Source organism: Pseudomonas sp. 18.1.10, assembly GCF_024655625.1.
Taxonomy (GTDB): Bacteria; Pseudomonadota; Gammaproteobacteria; order Pseudomonadales; family Pseudomonadaceae; genus Aquipseudomonas.
In genome coordinates this window covers 22822-46271 of sequence record NZ_JANLGL010000027.1, presented here as the reverse complement: position 1 = coordinate 46271, position 23450 = coordinate 22822, and the positions used below count along the sequence as shown (strand labels likewise).

Annotated in this window: 21 protein-coding genes; 13 read left to right on the top strand and 8 right to left on the bottom strand. The window is 60.1% G+C overall.

The genetic code is table 11. The annotated features are described in order from the left end of the window. Positions 1-69: 69 nt before the first annotated feature. On the bottom strand, positions 70-996 hold the full coding sequence (locus NUV89_RS07510; protein WP_257780809.1) for a carbon-nitrogen hydrolase family protein: 927 nt from the start codon (positions 994-996) through the stop codon (positions 70-72). 82 nt (positions 997-1078) lie between these two features. Between NUV89_RS07510 and NUV89_RS07505 the strand changes: the two genes are divergently transcribed. Continuing rightward, entirely contained in the window at positions 1079-1972 is an 894-nt protein-coding gene (locus tag NUV89_RS07505) for a LysR family transcriptional regulator (RefSeq protein WP_257780808.1), read from the top strand. Here the strand turns inward: NUV89_RS07505 and NUV89_RS07500 are convergent. After that, complete coding sequence (locus tag NUV89_RS07500; protein WP_003190904.1) at positions 1965-2219, bottom strand: hypothetical protein; 255 nt, start codon at positions 2217-2219, stop codon at positions 1965-1967. The two genes, NUV89_RS07505 and NUV89_RS07500, sit on opposite strands and share 8 nt — an antisense overlap. Before the next feature lie 163 nt (positions 2220-2382). Between NUV89_RS07500 and NUV89_RS07495 the strand changes: the two genes are divergently transcribed. Beyond that, positions 2383-2703: a YqjD family protein gene (locus NUV89_RS07495; RefSeq protein WP_017738628.1), complete on the top strand. Its 321-nt coding sequence runs from the start codon at positions 2383-2385 to the stop codon at positions 2701-2703. Between the two features lie 33 nt (positions 2704-2736). Here the strand turns inward: NUV89_RS07495 and NUV89_RS07490 are convergent, their stop codons facing one another. Continuing rightward, on the bottom strand, positions 2737-3777 hold the full coding sequence (locus tag NUV89_RS07490; protein WP_257780807.1) for an Ldh family oxidoreductase: 1041 nt from the start codon (positions 3775-3777) through the stop codon (positions 2737-2739). 204 nt (positions 3778-3981) lie between these two features. Here NUV89_RS07490 and NUV89_RS07485 point away from each other — a divergent pair, with 204 nt between their 5' ends. Further along, positions 3982-9150 carry a dermonecrotic toxin domain-containing protein gene (locus NUV89_RS07485; protein WP_257780806.1) on the top strand — a complete coding sequence of 1723 codons (5169 nt, stop codon included), beginning with the start codon at positions 3982-3984 and terminating at the stop codon, positions 9148-9150. A gap of 18 nt (positions 9151-9168) precedes the next feature. On the opposite strand, the gene NUV89_RS07480 is transcribed toward NUV89_RS07485, so the two are convergent. Next, positions 9169-9438, bottom strand: a complete 270-nt coding sequence (locus tag NUV89_RS07480; protein ID WP_257780805.1) for a PepSY domain-containing protein — start codon at positions 9436-9438, stop codon at positions 9169-9171. Between the two features lie 141 nt (positions 9439-9579). Here NUV89_RS07480 and NUV89_RS07475 point away from each other — a divergent pair, with 141 nt between their 5' ends. From NUV89_RS07475 to NUV89_RS07445, 7 genes are all read left to right on the top strand, one after another. Further along, entirely contained in the window at positions 9580-10575 is a 996-nt protein-coding gene (locus NUV89_RS07475) for a FecR family protein (RefSeq protein ID WP_257780804.1), read from the top strand. 352 nt (positions 10576-10927) lie between these two features. Beyond that, positions 10928-11365, top strand: coding sequence for a hypothetical protein (locus NUV89_RS07470; RefSeq protein WP_257780810.1), 438 nt, complete (start codon positions 10928-10930; stop codon positions 11363-11365). Continuing rightward, positions 11362-11913 (top strand): adhesin, encoded by a 552-nt coding sequence (locus NUV89_RS07465; RefSeq protein WP_257780803.1) that lies wholly within the window; start codon positions 11362-11364, stop codon positions 11911-11913. The genes NUV89_RS07470 and NUV89_RS07465 overlap by 4 nt, the downstream gene beginning before the upstream one ends. 67 nt (positions 11914-11980) lie before the next feature. Beyond that, positions 11981-12718 carry a hypothetical protein gene (locus NUV89_RS07460; protein ID WP_124529715.1) on the top strand — a complete coding sequence of 246 codons (738 nt, stop codon included), beginning with the start codon at positions 11981-11983 and terminating at the stop codon, positions 12716-12718. Positions 12719-12780: 62 nt separating this feature from the next. Further along, positions 12781-13461 (top strand): C39 family peptidase, encoded by a 681-nt coding sequence (locus NUV89_RS07455; RefSeq protein ID WP_017738620.1) that lies wholly within the window; start codon positions 12781-12783, stop codon positions 13459-13461. 38 nt (positions 13462-13499) lie between these two features. Next, positions 13500-14246, top strand: coding sequence for a hypothetical protein (locus NUV89_RS07450; protein WP_257780802.1), 747 nt, complete (start codon positions 13500-13502; stop codon positions 14244-14246). 49 nt (positions 14247-14295) lie between these two features. Next, a complete protein-coding gene (locus NUV89_RS07445) occupies positions 14296-15603 on the top strand; it encodes a hypothetical protein (RefSeq protein ID WP_257780801.1) in 1308 nt (435 codons plus the stop codon). A gap of 64 nt (positions 15604-15667) precedes the next feature. Here the strand turns inward: NUV89_RS07445 and NUV89_RS07440 are convergent, their stop codons facing one another. Further along, on the bottom strand, positions 15668-16993 hold the full coding sequence (locus tag NUV89_RS07440) for a sigma-54 dependent transcriptional regulator (RefSeq protein WP_257780800.1): 1326 nt from the start codon (positions 16991-16993) through the stop codon (positions 15668-15670). Between the two features lie 345 nt (positions 16994-17338). On the opposite strand from NUV89_RS07440, the gene NUV89_RS07435 reads away from it, so the two are divergent. Beyond that, the gene (locus NUV89_RS07435) at positions 17339-17599 is read left to right on the top strand and encodes a hypothetical protein (RefSeq protein WP_257780799.1); all 261 of its coding nucleotides are present in this window, start codon (positions 17339-17341) and stop codon (positions 17597-17599) included. Between the two features lie 75 nt (positions 17600-17674). Here NUV89_RS07435 and NUV89_RS07430 read toward each other — a convergent pair whose 3' ends face one another. Genes NUV89_RS07430 through gnd form a run of 3 tightly spaced genes read right to left on the bottom strand, consistent with a single transcriptional unit; the run spans position 17675 to position 20999 of the window. Then, positions 17675-18499 (bottom strand): Cof-type HAD-IIB family hydrolase, encoded by an 825-nt coding sequence (locus tag NUV89_RS07430; RefSeq protein WP_257780798.1) that lies wholly within the window; start codon positions 18497-18499, stop codon positions 17675-17677. Continuing rightward, on the bottom strand, positions 18496-20019 hold the full coding sequence (gene zwf / locus NUV89_RS07425) for a glucose-6-phosphate dehydrogenase (RefSeq protein WP_257780797.1): 1524 nt from the start codon (positions 20017-20019) through the stop codon (positions 18496-18498). The genes NUV89_RS07430 and zwf overlap by 4 nt, the downstream gene beginning before the upstream one ends. Further along, the gene (gene gnd, locus NUV89_RS07420) at positions 20016-20999 is read right to left on the bottom strand and encodes a phosphogluconate dehydrogenase (NAD(+)-dependent, decarboxylating) (protein WP_257780796.1); all 984 of its coding nucleotides are present in this window, start codon (positions 20997-20999) and stop codon (positions 20016-20018) included. The genes zwf and gnd overlap by 4 nt, the downstream gene beginning before the upstream one ends. A gap of 269 nt (positions 21000-21268) precedes the next feature. Between gnd and NUV89_RS07415 the strand changes: the two genes are divergently transcribed. After that, entirely contained in the window at positions 21269-21445 is a 177-nt protein-coding gene (locus tag NUV89_RS07415; protein WP_256204497.1) for a DUF6026 family protein, read from the top strand. Positions 21446-21585: 140 nt separating this feature from the next. After that, complete coding sequence (locus NUV89_RS07410) at positions 21586-23328, top strand: phosphoethanolamine transferase CptA (protein ID WP_257780795.1); 1743 nt, start codon at positions 21586-21588, stop codon at positions 23326-23328. Positions 23329-23450 lie beyond the last annotated feature (122 nt).

The window sequence follows — 23450 nt, the reverse complement described above, 5'->3', positions numbered from 1 at the left end:
TCAGTTACATATGCTTCGACTGACACACCGCATTCGCGAGCAAGCCCGCTCCCACATTTTGGACTGCGTTTAATCAGTGATGAAGCGAACGCCGGGCTTTTCGCGCTCATCTACCACCAACTCAAACACATCCGGCCGGGCATAGTGCCCCACCACGTCATAGTCATACCGCGCACGCACCAACTCGTCGGTATCGATCTGCGCCGCCAACAACCCCGCCTCGCCCACCAACGGCCCCGCCAAGATATCGCCCATCGGCCCGACAATCACGCTGCCGCCGGCAATCAACGGCCGCTGCGTCGGCCAGTTGGCAACTTCCACGCCCAACGCTTGCGGCGACGCCTGCACCTGGCACGCGCTCACCACAAAACAGCGCCCTTCATGGGCCACATGGCGCATGCTCACTTGCCACATCTCGCGCTCGTCTACCGTGGGCGCGCACCACACCTCGACGCCCTTGGCGTACATCGCCGTGCGCAGTAGCGGCATCATGTTTTCCCAGCACACCGCACCACCGATACGTCCGACGGCGCTGTCGATCACTGGCAAGGTCGAACCGTCGCCCTTGCCCCAGATCAGCCGTTCGGTACCGGTAGGCATCAACTTGCGGTGCTTGGCCACCAGGCCGCCGGTGGGTTCGAAATACAACACGGTGCAATACAGCGTGCTGCCACTGCGCTCGATCACACCGATCACCAGGCTGGCACCGGTGCGTGCTGACAGGCCGGCCAGCGCCTGCGTCTCGGCGCCCGGCACATCGATGGCGTTGGCAAAGTAGCGGGCAAACGCTTCACGACCTTCTGGCAGGCGATAACCCAGTTGCGTGCCAAACCCTTCGCCTTTGGGGTAGCCACCGAGCAACGCCTCGGGCATCACCACCAATTGCGCACCGCTGCGCAGGATCTCGTCTTCATAGCTGAGGATGTGCGCCAGGGTTTCGGCCTTGCCGCCGGGCAAGGCACCGATTTGCAGGGCCGCGACTGTGGATACAGGCATCTCGATCACTCCGAGTAGGGGGGGTTGCCCATTCTCCCGCTCGCCGCGATCATGAATAAAGCCCACTTCAGTGCTGAATGATATGCGCCAAATGAATATCGACCGAATCGATCTCAACCTGCTGAAAACCTTCGAAGCCCTGCACGATGAGTCCAGCGCCAGCCGCGCGGCGTTGCGCCTGGGGGTGACGCAATCGGCCGTCAGCGCAGGGCTGCGGCGCTTGCGCGAGGTGTATGGCGATCAGCTGTTTGTGCGCACCGGGCGTGGCCTGGCGCCCACGGTGCGGGCCAACCAGTTGCGGCCGGTTATCAGTGAGGCGCTGGACCGTTGCCGGCACAGCCTGGCCATGGTCAATCCGGATAACCAGGAGTACCAGGGCCGTTCGGTGGTGCTGGGCCTGTCCGATGATTTCGAAATTGCCTACGGGCGCCGGCTGATGGCGGCCATCGCACAGCGGGCGCCGAAGCTGCGGGTGATCTTCCGCCAGACCCACAGCCAGATTGTCGCTGCCGCCCTGCTCGACCGCAGCCTGGACCTGGCGATTACGGCGGGCGGTTTTGCCCAGGGCCGGTTGAGCCGCCAGGTGCTGGGAGAAGGTGATTACCGTTGCCTGCTGGACTCGGACCAGGCCAGCATCGACCTGGACGAGTTCATCACCCGCGAACATGTGCTGGTGTCATCCGGCGGGTTTATCGGGATTACCGATGAGGGTTTGGCGGCTCAGGGCTTGAGCCGGCAGGTCTGCGCCTCCACCAGCCACTTCGCGGCGTTGCCGTTTCTGCTCAAGGGCAGCCAGGCCGTGGCGACCATTCCCGGGCATGCGGCCCAGGCCATCGCCGAAATGACCGGCCTGCGGGTAGTGCCCTGCCCGCTGGCGCTGCCGCGCTACCCGGTGGAATTGGGCTGGCGTACCCAGGCGCAGTTGGACCCGCTGTTGCTCAAGGTGCGTGAAGCGATTGTGGCGAGTTTTATTTAGCCGCAGCCATCAACTTGTTGACTTCACTGCGCACCATGTTGGAGAACTCCGGCGGCGACATGCCGTCGAGCTCCGCACGTACCCATTCGGCCCACTTGCCCTTGCGCTTGGCGCGCTCGCCGAACAACCGCGCCGCTTCGCCCTTGGCCTTGCCCAGGTTGGTTTGCCACAGGTCGTAGAGGCGGGACTTTTCATCTTCCAGCTCGGCGCGTTCGGCGAGGGTCTTGTTGGCCAGATTGAAGCTCATGTTGAATTACCTGCTGCACAAATAGGCGACATCTTACACTGTAGGTCGAATTTTCCTGATTCGGATTTTGCGCAAAACCACCCGCCGGGAAAAAAACTGCAACTTTTGCCGACGCCCGACACTCCATTGTTCACTGTCACATTCACTTGCAAGGAGTCACCCCATGGCCCGCAAAACTGCCGCCCAAGCTGTCGAAGAACAAATCAAGGATCAAGCGTTCAGTGAACTGACGGCGTTGATCGAAGAGTCGGACAAACTGCTCAAAAGCAGCGCCGCGCTGGTGGGTGAAGAAGGTGAAACCCTGCGCGAACAGGTGGCCATCAAGCTCAAGCAAGCCCTGGACTCGGTGTCCAGCGTGCGCGAACGCAGCAAGCCGGTGGTGGATGCCACCGAAACCTACATCGGTGGCCACCCTTGGCAGACCGTGGCGATTTCCGCGGGTTTTGGCCTGGTGGTCGGCCTGTTGCTGGGCCGTCGCAACTAAGTACAACCGGCTGCGCCTCTGGGCGCAGCCGTTTCAGTCGGCGCTTGCCAACGCCCGCAGGCTGTGCAAGGCCTCGGCATCCACCACAATCCCCTCTTGATCGGACTTCGCCCGCGTGCGATGACGCCGATCCCCCGGCAACCGTCGCAACCCCGCCGCATGCATCTGTCGCACCAGTTCCTGGCTGCGCTCGGCGAACACTTGGCCGCTGGTCTTGCTGGGGTCGATCACGATCAGCAGTTGGCCGGTCCAGGGCGTACGCGCGCCGGGATGATCCGACCAATCGAATTCGAACGAAAAATTGCCCCCCGTCAACGCCGCCGCCAGCAGCTCGACCATCATCGACAGCGCCGAGCCCTTGTGCCCGCCAAACGGCAATAAGGCACCGCCTTCGAGGATGGCTTTAGGGTCTTGTGTCGGTTGGCCCAGGCCATCGACGCCCATGCCCGGTGGCAGGCGCTCGCCGTTGCGCGCCGCGATCTGCACGTCGCCGTGGGCGATGGCACTGGTGGCCAGGTCAAACACAATCGGCAGGCCATCGGCACGCGGCGCGGCAAAGGCAATGGGGTTGGTGCCGAATAGCGGACGGTCGGCGCCATGGGGCACCACGCACGTCATGCTGTTGACCACGCTCAATGCCACCAGGCCTTGCTCGGCGAAGGGTTCGACATCCGGCCACAAGGCAGCGAAATGGTGGGAGTTGTGGATCGCCAGCAGCGCGATACCGGCGCTGCGGGCTTTTTCCACCAATAGCGGGCGTGCGGCCGCCAGCGCCACCTGGGCAAAGCCGTTGCCGGCATCCACCCGCACGAATCCTGAGGCCACATCCGTGACCTGAGGCACTGCCCGACCATTCACCCAGCCGCTGGCCAGGGTGCTGACGTAGCCGGGAATCCGGAAAATGCCATGGCTGTGGGCGCCGTCGCGCTCGGCGCTGGCGCAATTGTGGGCGAGGATTGCGGCGACCTCGGACGAAGTGCCGTGGCGCACGAACACCTGTTGCAGCAAACCCTCCAGCTCGGTGACCGTGATGGCGACACGAGAACCCTCGACTATCTTGGACGGCGTAGACATCTGAAGCTCCGATTTTATGATTGGAAGGCGCGACAAGACGAGAAACCCAGGCCCGTGATTAAACAACGCGCCCGCCGCCTGCTGTCAATCGACGTTTGCCAGCCCGATTGTTTTTGCAGCAGTTATCTACCTCAGAACCGGCCGCCCTGCCGCCTAACCTGCCGCTCAACCCAGCGCCACGTTGGCCCACACGGAGAGCAGCCCATGGCAAGCGTAACCCCCCCGTATTTTTTTGATGAGTACCACCGCCCGATTACCAGGAAGCAACCGACCAAACGGGAACGCGCCCTGGGCTTGACCCTCGAAGACCTCAACTGGCTGGGTACGGTCTATAGCGCAAGCCATGCCGGACGTAGCGACCGTACCGAACCGATGGTCGTCGAGAAACTGGCTATCAATCGGTCGGGCGAGCCTGACATACCCTTGGCCGGCGCCTTCATAATGAGCCCTACCCCCAGCGACAAGAAGGCGGTCCTGTATACGCCTTACGCAGGGTTGGAGGTTTTCCTCGACCGCGCCGACTGCCTCTCACAAGTTACAGAACGCTTGAAAAGTGCGACGTTAAAGACTGATTTAATTAGATTTTTTTCTATCAAGCAACGTGCTGAATTCAACCACGACAGCCCGTTCACCCTGACCGCCACGACGATTCCAGGCGGGGTATTCAAAGACCAGGAAGCCACCCTGGAGGCCAATCAGGCACACAATGTTCAACGCATGCTGGAGGAGTTGCGCACAATCCCCACACTCGCGGAATTTATGGAGGGGGTGTTCGATGTGTTCGAGTTCACCGACTTTCCTCACCTCGATCATCGAGACACCCGGGTCAACAGCTTCATACCCTCGACCCATCACAATGGAGACGGCGTTCTGCGCTGGGTAGAGTCGGCAACACTGGAGCAAACCGTGCTGCAGTACTACGTGAAACAGGATTGGCCGGCCAACCGCACACGCACCTTTACCAATCCAAAACACGAAAAGAGCACGTTCACCAAGGCTCAGCATCAAAAAGATACACAGCGCTGGGAGCGCCTGGTGCCGCAAGCTGCCGGCATTCTCTCCAAATTGCTCAACGCGCTGTTGCAGACGTGGTGGCACGAACCCCTCGGCAAAGACAAGTCGCCCTCGGGGCAGTCGCGCACGGACCTGTTTACCCAAGTCATGAGCGACAAGTTTCGCCAGGACCTTTTGCTCAAGCGCCAGAGTCGCGAAGCGATTGTTTCTTCGCAGGAAGCCCGCAACCTGCTGGCCGTCTTCCTCCCCAGCCAGGCTGAACGCAGCGCCTGGCAGGATAGCTTGCGCATCGAAAAGGTCAGTATCGCCGCGCCTTATCAACATTATGTGGAACTGGCCGCAACCCTGTTGATAAGCGACCAGCACGCCTACCTCTATACCCAATCGGGGGGCCTGCAAGTACTCAAGGACGTCGACGACCTGAACAAAACCCTGTTGAGCATGCTCGACGCTGCGCACTATCAGGACGAGTTGCTCAATTACTTGTCATTGGACGAGCGCAGCCTGTACCTCGCCATGAAAAACGTGCATATCCGCGGGCTGCCGCTTGAGGGCAGTGTGTTTGGCGAGATGGTCAGCGACATTCAGGCTAAACAATTGAGCAACCTGCAGCACGCACTCGCGATCTATCGCCGCAGCGACGGCGCGGTGGACCTGGCGGCCTTGCTCGACTGCTCCCTGGACATCCGCCACATGCTCGACAGCCGCTTGCTCAAGCTGGACGCCGCAGGCCGCTGGAGCCTGCACCCGGTCAACGGTGGCAACGGCCGGCCCTCAACCGTACAGGCCGAGCGCGCCAAGCTGCAACTGGCTGCCCTGCAACCGGAAGAAGACCGCATGCTGAAGCAACGGGCCGAGCATCCGACCCTGCGCAGCAAGGCCCGCAAAGCGCTGAACAACGAAATAAAGGCGCAGTTCTTGTATCAGGATGCCAACGACATCTACGTCAATACCTATGCCAGCGAGGCGCGGGATATTGAAGATCGTACGCCGCAGTCATCGCTGAGCATGGTCGAGTACTTCATCAAGCACCTGGCCGACACCGACGAGGATATCGGTAAAAAGCCGCACATTGGCTGTTATCACGCCCCGCAAAGACGCGTATCCGTGCGCTGGCACAACCTGGACAACCGCCTCTTCAATGCGATCATCCGCAAGGTTCGTCCCGCCTTCCTGGAATACGATGTCCGCACGCTGCCCCGCCTGTTTCTGGACAGTCATGCCGCCGACATGACCAAGGCCCTGATGCAGGGGTTGCGCAGTGAAGCCGAACTGCGCCTGCTCAACCACACCTTGAGCCCGAACCACTTTGCGATCCTGGATACCGTGCTGCGCCCCGACAGCATGACCCGCGACAAGCGCCACGGGTATCAAGGCTTCCTGCCGGACGCCTTCGCGTTGACCCTGACCCGCAACGCTGACCCGTTGCTCCGCCCCCTGGCCAACAGCTTTGTACTGACTGAACGGGGCGGCCTCGACCCCGACCTCTCGGGGGCCGTCGTGCTGTGGACGCCCCAGCTGGGCTATGAACCGTTCGCCTCGTTGACCGCCCTGCGCGAATCACTCAAGCAGCGCCTGAACCACCCCACACGGCGCCTGGCCTTGTTGCAGAACCTGCCCATCAGCCTCTGGGCGCCCCATCAGACCTACCAGTTGGGGCCACTGCAACGCATCGACGGGCATTTCCTGGAAAACCGTCTACAGAGCAACCTCACGCGAGACCTGGATGCCATCGACCACTGGGTCTCAATGTCGCTGGAGCCGACCCAACTCCAAGATCGCCTGGATGACGTACTGCTGCGGATGGCACCGTCGAACATCGGCAGGGCCACAGCCATCGCCAACGCTATTGTCCAGCAGCATGGGCTGCCGGTGTGGCTGGGCTTGGCCTCGACCGAGGAGCAATTGCGGCACGCCGAACTGCTGGAGCAATATCGCCTCAGCGCGCCAGACAACCAGGATTACCTGCACGGCGTGCCAACGTTGCGTGAACACGTTGCCAGCACGTTGACAGCGCTGCTCAAGGCACGTTACCCGGATGATGCGCTAGACCCGGAAAACATCCTGATCCCCGCACGCGTCGTGCTCAATGGACACCCCCAAAGCCTGACCGACTTTGCCATGCTCCACTTGCCTGACCTGCTGCCCGATAACCTCACCCCCAAGGCACGCGGCACCAGGCCCTTACCCAAAACCCTGGACGGCAGTGCGGTGGTGCAACTGGTGCGCCAGTTGGATATCAGCAAAACCTTTAGCGCCCTGCTCACCACCCACCTGACCGCCGACACCGACGACGCCCGCAGGCGCCGCGACCTGTTTTGCCAGCAATTGCCTTGGCAGGTGCTGCGCCACGCCCATGAAGAGAAACTCGAAGAACGCCTGAGCTCGTCGGCCTGGGGGTTTATCCAACAAATCTTCGACATGCCGGACGCCGTTGCCCGGGACGCCGTCAGTGGTGCTACGGCGATGATTCGCCCGTTGGAGCTGGTTATCACCGCGGGTGCAACGCCAGCGAAGGTGCCCGGCGTCTACGTGATAGGCCCCAAGGACGGGGAAACGGGCCCATCGGTGCTGTACGCGCCTTATGCGCCGTTGAATGCGCTGAAGGAATACGGCACGGCGCAAAAGCTCCTGGAGGACATCGGCAGCGACGGCCCGGTGCAGGATTGGGTCATCAGCCAGATGAGCGATCCCGATCAGGCAAAATTCCGCAATCTTTTCAAAGAGCGGGTGAACCCGCCACACAAGCCCGAGAACGAAGTCAGCCTGGCGTCAAACCCCATCAGGGGCAACCTCCTACGGCAGCTCTTCCACGACAATGCCGAGCAGTTGATAAAGATGCTCGCTTGCCAGTTCGAAAAAGCCGGCAAGCACCAGTGGGAGGGCATCACCAGCCTGTTTCGCGAAGGCATTCCCATGGCGTTGCAATTCATTGCCGGCAAGCTCCGATACCCGTTGGTGGTGTGGCGCAGCTACAAACTGTTCAAAGCCTCGGCCGAGCAATTGCAAGAGCAGCACTTTGGCGAAGGCCTGCGCCGGTTTGTCCAGGGTGTGGCGACGCTGGCGTCGCTGCGAAAGCAACTCGATGAGTCGCTGTCACCGGAGCCGATGCCCGACACACCTGCCGCCCCAGAAAGCCCCGCACCTGCCACCACGGCTGAGACCCTGGATGTGACAGAGCCCACGCGCACGCACCTGCGCCGGTTTGAGGATGTGGCGGTAGCGCTCACCGACCTGCAGTTGGACCCACGCACCCATGTGTATACCCAGCCGGTGAACAACCGCACTTATGTGCCTGTTGCGGGCCGGGTCTACCCGGTGGCAAGAAGCGGCGAGCACTGGCGGGTAAGCCTTGCCAGGGAGTTGGGCCCCTTTGTTGAACGCAACGCACAGGGCCAATGGGTGCTGGACCTGTCCCGGCGTGAACCGCGCTTCGGGCCGGCCCTGTCCCGCTTGGGAGGGTACGTGTCCACTCGAAGAACCCTGAGTGCGTCGATCAATATCGAAGCGGTAGGGCTGCCGGCCATTCGCGGACAGGACTGGGACAAAGGGCTGCAAATAGACCGGGCACTCAACATCGCCTTGTATTACACCATTGCATGCGGGCGCAACCTGACGGCGTTCGCACGCCAGCGCGACACCGATTCCAGAGTCGGGCGCATTCTGACCGAGATGTTCGGGATTCTCACTTTCAACCCTGCACAGGTGGAAAAAATCCGCGCACGCGTCAGGGAAATCGAGAACGGGCTGAGCGCCGAAGATTTGCTCAGGCTGGATTCGGGACGATTCGTCAGTGGCGAAGCCCGCCGGGGCACCCGTAATTCCCTGGCTTTTGTAATACCTGATGATCTGCAGCGGAAAATCTATTTGCTGAACCTCTTCTTCAAGCCGGGTATGAACCGCTTGTACGCTGGAATCCTGAACGGTCCTTTCGACATCGAGGATCACGTACGCGCAGCCACCCTGATTCATGAAATGAGTCATCTGGTTGCACACACCGAAGACATTGCCTACGTTGACGCGCCCCATCCGTTTCTGGATCTGGTCAGTCGCGGCACCGCCGACGGCCTGGAGAAATACACGACCCTCAGCAACATACAAAGCACCGCGCTTTCGGTACTGACGCCAGCCACCATGCTGTTCAAGACCTACGACAGCTTGTCAAAGCGCTGGGAGGACTTTGGCGAAACCGGGTCGGTCAGAGTACGTGACAAGGTGCTGCATCTCACCGGCGCAAGAACGCTCGACGAGGCCCGGCAAACGTTCATGAGCGATCCGGATCGCCGGCTCGACATCATCCTGGCGAATGCGGACTCGGTGACGTACCTGATTACCCACGTGGGCAGGCAGCGGGACTGACCCGCCCCGTGGGGTCTATCAGTCTTTCTGGTCGCGCAGGATATTGCCGGAGGCACCGTCGATACGCGCTTCGTACACGGTGCCATCGGCTTTGCGGCCTTTGACTTCCCAATAGCCATTGTCGTCCGCTTCGGCCGCATAGACCTCAACGTACCCGGCCTTGGTCTTGGCCACGTCAATGGCTTTTTCGATGGTGATCCAGCCCGCCCCCGGCTTATCGGCCAGGGCCGCGCCAGCACTGAGCAGCGCGGAAGTTGCACACAGGGCGACTAAGGTTTTCTTCAGCATTTTCGTACTCCATTGTGGGAATGTCCTGAAAGCTTAGGTGCATTCAAACGAGAATAAGTTCCAATTGGCGTGCAATCACCATGATGGCAGTTCTCGGCACCGACCCTGGGAGGTTAGAATGTGGGAAATCAGGACGTTTAAATGACAGAAAAGTCTCTTTCAGAAGCCGAATATGACGCCATCACCGACGCCGCCGCGCATTGGTGCATGCGCTTGCATGCGCACGACTGTACACCCGTCGAGCGCCTGGCTTTTGAACAGTGGCATGACTCCCATCCACTGCACGCCTTTGAATACGCGGCAATGCTGGAGATCTGGGACGTTGCCGACCACCTGCCCCGCAACGAACCGGCGTCGGTAGTCGTGCCCTTCGCACCCCGCCACCGCCTGCGCAATTACGCGGTAGCGGCGGCAATCTGCCTGGCGGCGTTGCCACTGGCGGCGTTCACCGGTTGGGAAGCGGGTTGGTTGCCCAGTTCCTATGAGCGTTTCGAGGCCCCCGCTGGGTTGCGCCAAGTCACCCTGGACGACGGCAGCCAGGTGGAGCTGAACCTGGGCACGGAGCTGGTCTACAGCAACTATAAGGACCAGCGTCGGGTCACCCTGAAAAAAGGCGAGGCATTCTTCAAGGTCAGCCATGACAGCGCCCATCCGTTTATCGTGCATGCCGGCGCGGGCCAGGTACGGGTGACGGGCACGCAGTTCAACGTCTGGAAGTATGAAGACCAGGTGCGCGTGATGCTGCTCGAAGGCTCGGTGCAGATCGCCAGCGACCAGGTGCACGGCAGCGTGCCACTGACGCCGGGGATGCAGGCCAGTTACCGCCAGGGGGATGCGACCCCCCAGGTCAACGCATTCAACCCCAATGACACAGCCCTGGCCTGGCGCCAGGGCAAACTGGTGCTCGACAACCTGGCACTCGCCGACGCACTGCCTTTAATCAACCGCTACCTGAAAAAAGCGGTGATGCTGGCCGATGCCAATACCGGCACGATCCGCATTGGCGGTATCTACAACATCAATGAGGTCAACAACCTCGTCCCCTCGTTGCCCAAGGTGCTGCCGGTGTATTTGACGCAGAACCAGGATGGCAATCCTGTGCTCAATTCGATTCCGCGTAAAACGCCGAAAGGCTGAAGCCCTGCCGGCAGGCCAGGGCTTTTTTGTGCCTGGGGTGTCCATTTTTGAAACAACCCCCTCCTCTGTGCCGCCCATGCTGGGCGGATTCATCATTTTGTCATTGGCAGTGTTACGCCACTGATACAGCCAGGTGAAGCGCTTCAGGTGTGGCCGGGTATGCCCGGCTGAACGGCGACTGTCTCAGCGCTGAAACAGCGTTGCCGTGGATTTTTCCCGAATAAATGGCAACCCGTTGAATAACAACACTAATTAAAAAGCGGCACGGCTTCTGCTCTATCCCTTACAGCGCTGTTTAGGGTCAGCGCGAAGAATAAGGAATGCCGCCGTGATCACATTCACTCAAGGTTCGATGAACGTACTGCTGATGAGCTGTGTACTCAGCGTTGGCATCAGTGCTCCGACCCTGGCAGGCGACGGCATTATCGTGACCGGCCGCAATGTGCAAGCGCACATGGCGGGTCGCGCATCGTTCGGTCCTGATCCTTACCCCCAAACCGCCAATGTCAATCCCAGCCGCGAAATCCATGACGCCCTTTCCGGTGAACTGAGCGACCGCGACTTCGGCAACGTCAGCAGCGGCTTGAGCATCACCCGCTCCCTCCAGACTAACGGCAATCTCTCCGGCTTGAGTGCCACGCAAAACAGCATGTCCACGCTCGGCGCTGGCGCAGCCGCCAGCCGCAGCGGTGCAAGCAGTGGCGGCATGGGTGGGCAGATCAGCAATTCGATCCAGCGTGGCTTGGCGCCCCTGAACAACCTTGGCGGCATGCTGGGGGGCAAACAATGAAACGCTCCCTGCTTATCCTCGCCCTGCTCACCAGCGCCTCGGCGATGGCCGACAACACCGCCGTGATAAACAACAGCGGCAAAGACTACAGCGGCAACGTGATGATCAACCAGGCCGCGGGCAACCAGCAGCAAACGGCCAACAACCGCGCCGTAGCGCTCGGTGGCCAGGCCACCACGCTCAATATCCAGAACATGGACGGCAAGGTCGATCCTTCGCTGAACGCCAAGGCGGCGATCGAGGGCAGCTCCTTTACCAATGGCAACGGCATGTTGGGGATCAACCAGTCCGCCGGGGCCAATAACCAATTAGTCAATGCCGTGCGGATCAGCGTCAACCCTGGCCCGCAAAGCATCGACGACAGCGTCCTGTTGCAACAGAACACGACGACGCTGGCAACCGACTCAGGGCTCACCCCCACCACTGGCAGCCGCCAGGTCGTCACAAGCGACCAGGCCTTCACAGGCAGCCGAGGAGTGCAACAGGTGAACCAGAGTGCAGGGGTGGGGAACCGAATGGCTAACACCCTGGGCATCACTATCAAGTAACGGCTTGGTAGCACTAGTTAGACCGTACCAACACTTAACCAACTAATTAGAAGCAAGGAGAAACACCATGAAACCTCAAATGGCTCTGAAACCAATGGTTTTCGCTCTCGCCGCACTCATGGCTGCTGCTGCTCAAGCAGGTGGCTGGCACCCTGCGCCTCAACCAACCGGCACTATTGCCGCCGTCGTTACGGACGTGCAAAACAGCGGGCTGAACAAGTTCGACGACACTAAAACTGAAAACAACGCGTCGGCCGATAACTCGGTCAACAGCAACAACGGTAACACTGGGGTCAACGCTCAAGCCGGCAGTGGCAACCAGGCAGATAACTCTGCTGCCATCTCCAGCGCTAAAGGCGATGCTGCAACCGTATTCGGCGTAGTCGATGTGAATCAAAACAGCGGGCTGAACAGCTTCGTGAACAAAGGTACGCAAAACAACGCTTCGCTGGATAACTCGGTTAACTGGAACTCCGGCAACGTGGGTTACAACGGTCAAGCCGGTCAAGGTAACCAAGGCAAAAACAACCTGGCGATCGTGACCGCTGACGGCAAAAACATCGCCGCCGCGGCCAACACTGAGCAAAACTCGCTCGCCAACAGCTACCTCAACGCCGCAGCCAGCGGGTATGGCCATCACGGCAAACCTCAGTATGTGTCGAACAACTCCAGCCTCGACAACTCGGTTAACCACAACTCCGGCAACGTAGGTGTGAACCTGCAATCCGGTTCCGGTAACCAAGGCAGCAACAGCCTGTCGATTGGTCAAGGTTGCACTGTCTGCGCCAGCGGCGTGCGCTTCTGATGTAACGAGGGCCTTGGCAACAAGGCCCTTTTTTATTCCAGTGTCCAACAGGTCATTCGATCATGCGCCTCGCGACCCTAACCCTCTTGATGCTGCTCACCGGCCCAACCTGGGCAGGCACCATGGCGATCTCCGCCATGCCTGGCGGTGCAGTCATCTACAAGAAGGTCGAGAGCATCCGTGAACGCAAATTCGCCAACCTGGTGGAACAGAAAACCGATTTCAGCTGCGGTGCTGCGGCACTCGCCACCATCCTGCGCCAGGGCTATTGGCTCGACGTAGACGAAGAACACGTGATCAAAGGCATGCTGGTCAACGCCGACCAGGACCTGGTACGCACCCAGGGTTTTTCCATGCTGGACATGAAGCGCTACCTCGAAAGCATCAACATGCGCGCCCGGGGCTACAAGATCGGGCCAGATACTCTGGCGACCTTGAAGATCCCTGTGGTGGTGTTGCTAGAGATTCGCGGCTACAAGCACTTCGTGGTCCTGCAGCGTTCGGACAAGGACTGGGTCTATATCGGCGACCCCGTACTGGGCCATAAACGCTACTCACACGATGATTTCGTCAAAGGTTGGAATGGCATCGTCTTCGCCGTGTTGGGCGAAGGTTACGACAAGGCCAATGCCCTCCTCGACCCGCCCCTGCCGTTGACCGCCAAGAACCAGTTGAATGAGTTCAGGCCCATAGGCGATGCCGAGCTGATGGACTTCGGTTTCATCCAAAGCGACTTCTTCTAAGAAGCGCAATAAGGAGCAGGACGCTCCAGGAGCAAAAGATGAACACTTACCGTTGGCTGACGGTCATGTGCCTGGCAGCCTCAATGCCCGCTTATGCTTCATCGGCGTTCAAACCGATTGAACTCAAGGATTCGGAAATGGCCGAGCTGCGCGGCCGTTACGTGATGCCGGGGCGAATCATCAGCTTTGGCATTGTCATGAGCAGCACCTTCAAAGATGCCGCCGGAAACATCATCACCGGCACGGCCAACATGCAGATCGACTCGTCCACGGTCACCCCGCAGTTTTATGTGCATACCTACGGCTCTTCAGGGACGGGCACTGGCCAAGGGCCGGGCACCGGCACGGTAACCGGGGGCGCCGGCTTGGGCAGCGGCCAGGGCGTGACGCAAAGCGTACGCGCCGCCGGCGATGGCAACACGGCCTACAACAATGTCGGTATCAGCGTGACTGAAAATGGCTTTGCGCCCGCCAATGTCGTGCAATCCGGGGAAGTGCTCCTGGCGGGTGGCGTGGTCAGGGGCACAAGCGCGGCAGGTGATATCGCCGTTTCAGCGCAAAACGGCGGCCTGCAAATGGCGATTCAAGCCAAGAACAACCAAGGCAACAGTCTCCAGCAGATCGGTGGCGGTAACGTGGCCCAATCCATCCGCCTAACCGGCAACGCCAACTTCGTCAACAACATGACCCAACTCAACGTGGTGATGGGCAATAACGGACTGAACAACCCAGCGCTGAACTGCAACCTGGACCAACTCAAAGGCCTACGCGCTCTCGGTTATTGAACTACGCTGACCCTCGACACTTTCGCATTAGAAAAGGACGGCTTATTTCATGCATCGATCGTTATCGCTACGTGCGGTGGTCTGTTTAAGTACGCTCTTGCCCGCATCCATGTTGTATGCCGCGCCAGACGCCGATATCGAGACCCTCAAACAGGAACTTTTGCAACTCAAGCAGCGGTACGAAGTGCAGCAAAAAGCCCTGGCAGTGCTGGAGCAACGGGTGCGCCAGGTTGAGGATCAGCCGGCGGCCGCGGCCCCGAAACGCCTGGCCAAATCCCCGGCAGACTTCCAGAAGGCCAGCGGCGCCACCGTTGCCGGTACAGGGGCGGCAGCAGCATCCGGCGGTGCGGGGGGCGGCGGCAGTTCCTACGGCCAGGCGCTCAAGGACGATTCGGCGCCCGCGCAAAGTGTGAGCAACCTCTATAACGAAGCCAGCGGCTTTTTCGGCAATGGCAACTTCAGCTTTGAAACCGGCATCACCTACGCGCGTTATGACGCTCGCCAATTGACCCTCAACGGTTTCCTCGCGCTGGACTCGATCTTTCTGGGCAATATCAACCTGGACCGTATCAAGTCCGACAACTGGACCCTGGACCTGACCGGTCGCTATAACGTCGACAACCGCTGGCAGTTCGACGTCAACGTGCCGGTGGTGTACCGCGAATCCACCTATCAATCCGGCGGCGCCAATGGCGGCAGCGGTACCTCGACTTCCGAGGAGTCGGTGTCGCGCGATCCAACCATCGGTGATGTCAACTTCGGCGTGTCCTACAAGTTCCTCGACGAAACCCCTTCGCTGCCGGATGCGGTAGTGTCGGTGCGGGTCAAGGCGCCGACGGGCAAAGAGCCGTTCGGGATCAAGCTGGTGCAGTCAGCGAGCAATACCAACCTTTATGTGCCGGAGAACTTGCCTACGGGTAACGGCGTCTGGTCGATCACACCGGGCATCTCGCTGGTGAAGACCTTCGACCCTGCCGTACTGTTTGGCTCGCTGTCTTACACCCACAACTTTGAAGGCTCGTTTGACGACATCAGCAGTGACGTCAACCAGAAGGTTGGCGGCAAAGTCGCCCTTGGCGACAGCTTCCAGCTCGGCGTCGGCGTGGCCTTCGCGCTGAACGAGAAGATGAGTATGTCGTTCTCGGTCTCCGACCTGATCCAGCGCAAGAGCAAGCTCAAGCCTGATGGCGGCGACTGGCAATCGGTGGTGTCCAGCGATGCCAACGCTGGCTACTTCAACGTCGGCATGACCATTGCCGCAACGCCGAACCTGACGATCGTGCCCAACCTGGCCATCGGCATGACCGACGATGCGCCGGACTTTACCTTCAGCCTGAAATTCCCCTACTACTTCTGATCGCCACACAAGGAAAAGCCCCGCAACGATAAGGGTCGTTGCGGGGCTTTTCGGTTTACCCGCCCTAGCGGATCTGGTGTTTGTGCAGCAACCGGTAGAACGTCGGCCGGGAAACTCCCAGTACACGGGCGGCAACACTCAGGTTGTCGCTGTGTCGGTTGAGCACATCGCACAGCGCCTGGTGTTCGGCGCGGTGCTTGTAATCCTCCAGTGTAGCCATCGGCGCAACAATTGCCTGTTCGCCCTGCAATCCCAGATCGACGGCTTCGATCTGCCGCCCTTCGGCCAGTACCAGGCCACGACGCACGCGGTTGGCCAGCTCACGGACATTGCCCGGCCAAGGGTGTTTGCCCATCGCGACCAGGGCGCTTTCGCTGAAACTGCGCGGGCGCCGCCCGGTTTCCTGGCTGTAGAACCGCGAAAAATGGTTGGCCAGCATGGCGACGTCGCCGTGGCGCTCGCGCAGGGGCGCGGTGATGACTTGCAGGACATTGAGGCGGTAATACAGGTCTTCGCGAAAGGTGCCCTTCTCGACCGCCGCTTCCAGGTCGACGTGGGTCGCGGCCAACACCCGCACATCCACGGGAATCGGCTGGCTGCCGCCGACGCGCTCGATCTGTTTTTCCTGCAGAAAACGCAGCAGGTTGGCTTGCAGTTCCATGGGCAAATCGCCGATTTCATCGAGGAACAGCGTGCCACCGTGGGCCGCTTCGATCCGCCCGACTTTGCGCTGATGGGCGCCAGTGAACGCGCCTTTTTCATGGCCGAACAATTCGGACTGGATCAGGTGTTCGGGAATCGCCCCGCAGTTGATCGCGACAAACGGCTTGGCGTGGCGCTGGGATTGGCGATGCAGGGTCTTGGCCACCAGTTCTTTACCGGTGCCGCTGTCGCCACGGATCAATACAGGGGATTCAGTCGGTGCCAGCTTGGCCAACAACTTGCGCAGTTCACGGATGGGACGGCTGTCGCCGAGCAATTCGTGCTCGGGCTCGTCTACCGGGGTGTTGACCTGGCCGCGCAGGCGCGCCATACCAAACGCGCGCCCCAGGGTGACCTGCACCCGGGAGACGTCGAACGGCAAGGTGTGGAAGTCGAAGAACCATTCACAGACAAAATCGCCGACGTTTTGCAGGCGCAATACGTCGTGGCTGAGCACGGCGATCCATTCGGTGCCACTGCGGCCAATCAGCTCCTTGACCGCCTCAGGCCGTTCCAGGTGATAGGGCTGCAGCCGCAGCAGGCCTACATCGCAGGAGCGGTCGCCGACCGTTTCCAGGGCGCAGCTGTCGACTTCCCAGCCGGCGGTACGGAGACCAGGCAGCAACCCGTGGCAATCATCACAGGGGTCAACCACCAGCAAGCGGCGCTGCACGGGTGTAACAACCATGACTATTCCTTGGCGTCAAAATTGTTAAATTTATTTAGAAACAACGGTTTGTGATGCCTGATCGTTACAGTAGCAAGGTATTGACGCGTGTCTTGTACCGTTTCGCTATAAGTGTTGGCAAAAAGCCACTTCCCTGCGCTGGCGATTAAAAAGTTGCGGCGCTGGGAAACTTTCATTCAGCTTTCAAAACAGCCGCTTACATGACGCCAATCACGAAAGTTTGATTTTTCTTGCTCTAACATGTGACCCGTACCCCGCCATCGTGCATCAGTACAAGTAACTCACCGTACGGCCCGCCCAACCGACGGTACTTCACTTGATTGGGCATTTAGAGAGAAGACCCACATGAACGCCCCGCTCCGCATCAACGAAGCTCTTTTGATCGCAGACCGTGCCTTCCAGCCCTTTCAGTGCGTGGCCTGGCATGACGGCAATGGCGCCCTCAGCCTGAGTGTCATCGACCGCACCAATAACCGTATTGGCCGCAAACAACTGTCTTCGAGCGCCTACACCGACCCGGCGCAACTGGAAGACTTGCTGTTGCAGGCCCGCGCCGAACTCGATAAAAGTGGCTACCAGTTGCAGTCCTGGGCAATGCCGAAGTAATTCAACACGCTAACTTGCGCGCAGTGCATGGCTGCCAAACACTGCGCGCAAGTTGAGTGTTAGAACCTGAAGCGGTTACCGCGCAGTCAGAACAAACCGCTCGATTGCTTCTGCCGCCCCATCCTCGATATTACTTCCCGTGACCACGTTGGCATGGCGCTTGACGGCCTCTTCAGCCTGGCCCATGGCAATCGACAAACCGGCCACCGCAAACATCGCCGGGTCATTGCCACCATCGCCGATCACCGCCGTTTGCTCCAGCGGCACGCCCAGGTGGCGGGCCAGCGTCTTCAGCGCCTCGCCCTTGTTGGCCAGCATCGCCGTCACATCCAGATAAACCGGTTGCGAACGCGACACCTGGGCCAAGCCTTGCACCTTGGGTTGCAACAGCGCTTCCAACTCAATCAGCCGTTGCGTATCGAGGCTGGCGGCAACGATTTTGTCGATTCGGTCCAGGTACGGTTCGAAGCTCTCCACGACGACCGGCCCGTAGCCCAAGCCATCGGCCTCGCGCTGCACCATCGGCCCCGGCGGGTCGCGGCGCAACCAGTCGCCGTCGGCAAACACCCAGACCTCTACGTCCGGCTCGACCGAAAACAGCGCCAGCGTCAGCAGCGCCGCCTCGGCAGGCAGGTGATGGGCAACCAGCACGCTGCCATCGGGGTTTATCAACGTGCCGCCATTGAAGCCTGCCACCGGGATATCGATCCCAAAAGCCTCGACCAGATGCAGCATGGCCTTGGGCGGGCGCCCGCTGGCCAGGCTGAAAAACACCCCGGCCGCGCGCAGGGCGCGCACGGTGTCCAGGGTCCGTTGGCTGAGCCGGTGATCCGGGTGCAGCAAGGTGCCGTCCACGTCACTGAGGATAAAACGGATGGGATGAATCGCCGCATCACTCATCCGAGGGTGTGCCAAGTACGGCCATCACGGGCCAGCAGCGCGTCCGCCGCCGCCGGGCCATCTTCACCGGCCTTGTAGGCCTCGATCCCGTCATCCTGCTGCCACGCATCGAGAAACGGCTGCACGGCGCGCCAGCCGTTTTCGATATTGTCGGCGCGCTGGAACAAGGTCTGGTCGCCAGTCATGCAGTCGTAGATCAGGGTTTCATACCCCGTCGATGGCTGCATTTCGAAGAAGTCCTTGTAGGCAAAACCCAGCTGGATGTTGGCCATGTCCAGGGTCGGTCCAGGCTTTTTCGCCAGCAGGTCGAACCACATGCCTTCGTTGGGCTGGATCTGGATTTTCAGGTAGGTGGGCTTGAGCTCATCCACCTCGGTGTCGCGAAACTGCGCATAGGGCGCCGGCTTGAAGCAGATGACGATTTCGGTGTCACGCACGCTCATGCGCTTGCCGGTGCGCAGGTAGAATGGCACGCCGACCCAGCGCCAGTTGTCGATCATCACCTTGAGGGCGACGAAGGTTTCGGTGCTGCTGTCCGGCGCGACATTCGCCTCTTCGCGGTAACCCGGCACTGGCTTGCCGCCCATCTCACCGGCGGTGTATTGCCCACGCACCGAGTTGGCCCGCGCATCCTCCAACGACCAGGGACGCACCGCACCGATCACCTTGGCCTTTTCACCGCGCACGGCGTCGGCACCAAAGGCCGCCGGCGGTTCCATGGCCACCATCGCCAGCAACTGGAACAGGTGGTTGGGCACCATGTCGCGCAGGGTGCCGGTTTTTTCGAAAAAGTTGCCCCGGGTCTCGACGCCGACGGTTTCGGCGGCGGTGATCTGCACGTGGTCAATGTAATGATTGTTCCAGAACGCTTCGAACAGCACGTTGGAAAAACGGCTGATGAGGATGTTCTGCACGGTCTCCTTGCCCAGGTAATGGTCGATGCGATAGATCTGCTTCTCGCTCATCACCTTGAGCAGGCTGGCGTTCAACGCTTCGGCGGTGGCCAGGTCGGAGCCGAAGGGCTTTTCGATCACCACACGACGGAAACCCTCGTCGGTTTCCGCCAACAAACCGGCACTGCCCAGGCGCTGCACCACTTCACTGAAGAAGCGCGGTGCAGTGGCCAGGTAGAACACCGCATTGCCGGTGCCGCTGTCGGCGATCTTCTGGCCGATGGCGGCATAGGTGCTGTCGTCAAGGAAGTCGCCCTCGACGTAGCTGATGCCTTTGGCCAACTGGGCCCACAATTGTGGGTCCAGGGCGTTGTTGGCATTGCCCTTGACCTTGCTCGCGGCCTCGGTGCGGATGAAGTCTTCGAGCTTCTTGGCAAAGTCCGCGTCACTGATGGCGTTGTGATCAACACCGACAATACGCAGGCCATCGCCCAGCAACCCATCCCGACTGAGGTTGTACAGCGCCGGCATCAGCAGGCGCTTGACGAGGTCGCCATGGGCGCCAAACAGAAACAGGGTGGTGGCTGGAGCGGGTTCGGCCTTGGACTTCTTGCCGTTAGCGGTCATTTTTTCGAAGTCTCCACATGGCCACCAAAGCCGAAGCGCATGGCGGACAGCATTTTGTCACCGTAGGTGCTCTGCTGACGCGAGCGGAAACGGGCGAACAGCGAGGTGGACAGCACCGGCACCGGCACGGCTTGTTCCATGGCGGCTTCGATGGTCCAGCGGCCTTCGCCACTGTCGGCCACGGAGCCGGAGTAACCGTCGAGTTTCGGGTCGGTGGCCAGGGCGTCGGCGGTCAGGTCCAGCAGCCAGGACGACACCACGCTGCCACGGCGCCAGACTTCGGCGATGTCGGCGACGTTAAGGTCAAAGCGCTGGTCTTCGGGCAGGTTGTCCGAGTTCTTGGTCTTGAGGATGTCAAACCCTTCGGCAAACGCCTGCATCATCCCGTACTCGATGCCGTTGTGGATCATCTTGACGAAGTGCCCGGAACCCGCAGGGCCGGCGTGGATATAGCCCTGTTCGGCGCGCGGGTCAGCGCTGTCTTTGCGGTCCTTGGTGCGCGGGATATTGCCCAGGCCTGGCGCCAGGGTCTTGAAGATCGGGTCGAGGCGCTGCACGGTGGCGGTGTCGCCGCCGATCATCATGCAATAGCCACGCTCCAGGCCCCAGACGCCGCCGGACGTGCCGACATCGACATAGTGCAGGCCTTTTTCCGCCAGCGCCTTACCGCGACGCACGTCGTCCTTATAGTTGGTGTTGCCGCCGTCGATGATTACATCACCGTCTTCCAGCAGCTCGCTCAGTTCGTTGATGGTGTCTTCGGTGGGTGCGCCTGCTGGCAGCATCACCCAGACGGCGCGGGGCTTTTGCAGCCCGGCGACCAGGGCCTTGAGATCGGCAACGCCGGTGGCGCCCTCTTCGCTCAAGGTTTTGACAAATGCTTCGTTACGGTCGAAAACAACGGTGGTATGCCCATTGAGCATCAGGCGCCGTGCAATATTCCCGCCCATGCGGCCTAGTCCGATAATCCCCAGTTGCATGTGCTGATGCTCCTAACTACTAAAAAATGTGTGACATAGTTTATAGCGCAATGAGGCTAATGAGGATGAGAACTGTGCAGATCCATTCAGTTTCATGACAAAAAAGTAGCCATCGTTTCACCATCACGGCAGTGAAAGTCACACGACCATCAAAAATAAAAAAGTTCCCTTGCCGCGAAAAAGAATTCAGACTTGCTCCCGACTGATGCCGAGAACCTCGAATCAAGCGTTCTGGCACCGCGATCTACCGGCTATTTGCGAGGCAAGCAATGAGCACAGCACAGATGACCCGCCCTCCACAGACCCTCTACGTCACTGTCCGTCGCGATGAGTTGCGCCAGCTGAAGAATGAGCGTGAGCAATTGCAGCAGGAAGTCCTGCGCCTGCGCTCGCACCTGCAAGCCCAGCTCGATCAGGCCTCGACCCCGGCGTTAAGCGCCCTGTAAGGCAATCCTTACAAAAAACTCACGAAGTTTTCACACCCCCTTCCCGATACTCCAGCCCCCAAGGGCCACCCCATGCAAGGGTGGCCTCTGTTGCGTGCATTCCTGCGCACAACTGAAAAATCACCGGGTTGGAGCGCTGGATGGCGATGTTCAAACGCAGCACTAAGTCTGCGAAAGGCTTTGATTGGGCCGGCCTTGGCTGGCTGTTCCTGTTTTTCTGGTATTTCTCGGGTATTACCCAACTGCTAATCCTGCTGACCGGCACTTCCGGTTTCGCGGGCTTTCGCCAGGCATTCTTCATGAGTGCGCTGTGGCTGGCGCCCCTGTTGGTATTCCCGCGCTACACCCGTTTGCTCGCCGCCTTGATCGGCGTGGTGCTGTGGGCCTGTTCCATGGCCAGCCTGGGTTATTTCTTCATCTACCAGCAGGAATTCTCCCAAAGCGTCATCTTCATCATGTTCGAGTCGAACATCTCTGAAGCCGGCGAATATGCCACCCAATACTTCGCCTGGTGGATCGTGCTGGCGTTCATTGCCCACACCGCCCTGGCCGTTTTCCTCTGGTCCCGTGTACGCCCGGTCTACCTGCCACGTGGCCAGGCGCTGGTGGCGGCTACCGCCATCGTGATTGCGATTGTCGGCTACCCGCTGGTCAAGCAAATCGCCCGCAGCGACACCATGGAAGACGCCATCGACCGCTTCGAAGCGCGGATCGAGCCGGCCGTGCCGTGGCAGATGATCGTCGCCTACCACCGCTACACCCAGCAGTTGGACAACATGCAAGGCATGCTCGACAGTGCCAGCCAGATCCCGCCGCTGCGCAACCTCAAGGACAACATGGCCGGCCAACCCTCGACCCTGGTCCTGGTGATCGGCGAATCCACCAACCGCCAGCGCATGAGCCTCTACGGTTACCCGCGCAACACCACGCCGGAACTCGACAAGCTGCGTGACCAGTTGGCGGTGTTCGACAACGTCATCACCCCACGCCCCTACACCATTGAAGCGCTGCAACAGGTCCTCACCTTCGCCGACGAAGAGAACCCGGACCTGTACCTCAAGACGCCGTCCATTGTCAGCGTGATGAAACAAGCCGGCTACAAGACCTACTGGATCACCAACCAGCAGACCATGACCAAGCGCAACACCATGCTGACCACGTTCTCCGAGCAGGCTGACGAACAGGTCTACCTCAACAACAACCGCAACCAGAATGCCCGCCAGTACGACGGCGACGTGCTGCCACCGTTCGCCAAGGCCCTGGCCGACCCGGCCGAGCGCAAGTTCATCGTGATTCACTTGCTCGGCACGCACATGAGCTACCAGTACCGTTACCCGCCGACCTTCGACAAATTCACCGATCGCCAAGGCGTGCCGGCCGGGGTCAGTGACGATCAGTTGCCGACCTACAACAGCTACGACAACGCGGTGCTGTACAACGATTTCGTGGTGTCGAGCCTGATTAAGGATTACGCCAAGACCGACCCCAACGGCTTCCTGCTGTACCTGTCGGACCACGGTGAAGACGTCTTCGACTCTGCCGGCCACACCACCCTGGGGCGCAACGAAGGCAAGCCGACGGCGCCGATGTACACCATTCCCTTCATGGCCTACGCCTCGCCGAAATGGCGCGAGAGCCACGACTGGAGTTTTGCCGGCGACTTGCAGCGCCCTTACAGCAGCTCGCAGTTGATCCATACCTGGGCCGACCTGGCCGGGCTGAGCTTCGACGAGCTGGACCGCAGCAAAAGCCTGGTCAGCGACAGCTTCAAGGCGCGCCCGCAGATGATCGGCAACCCGTACCTGCGCCAGCAGAAACCGTTGATTGATTTCAGCTTGATAAAGCCGAAGAAGGCCGAACCCACGGATGTAGTGGTCAAGTAATCGTTGGCTTGTAACAAAAAGATAACAATCATTCTCATCTGGCTCTAAAGTTCCGTCGCTCCTTTCGTCTTTGATCCATGGCCTTTTCTTACCGAGAAGGCCGCAAAGACGACAAGGAGTCT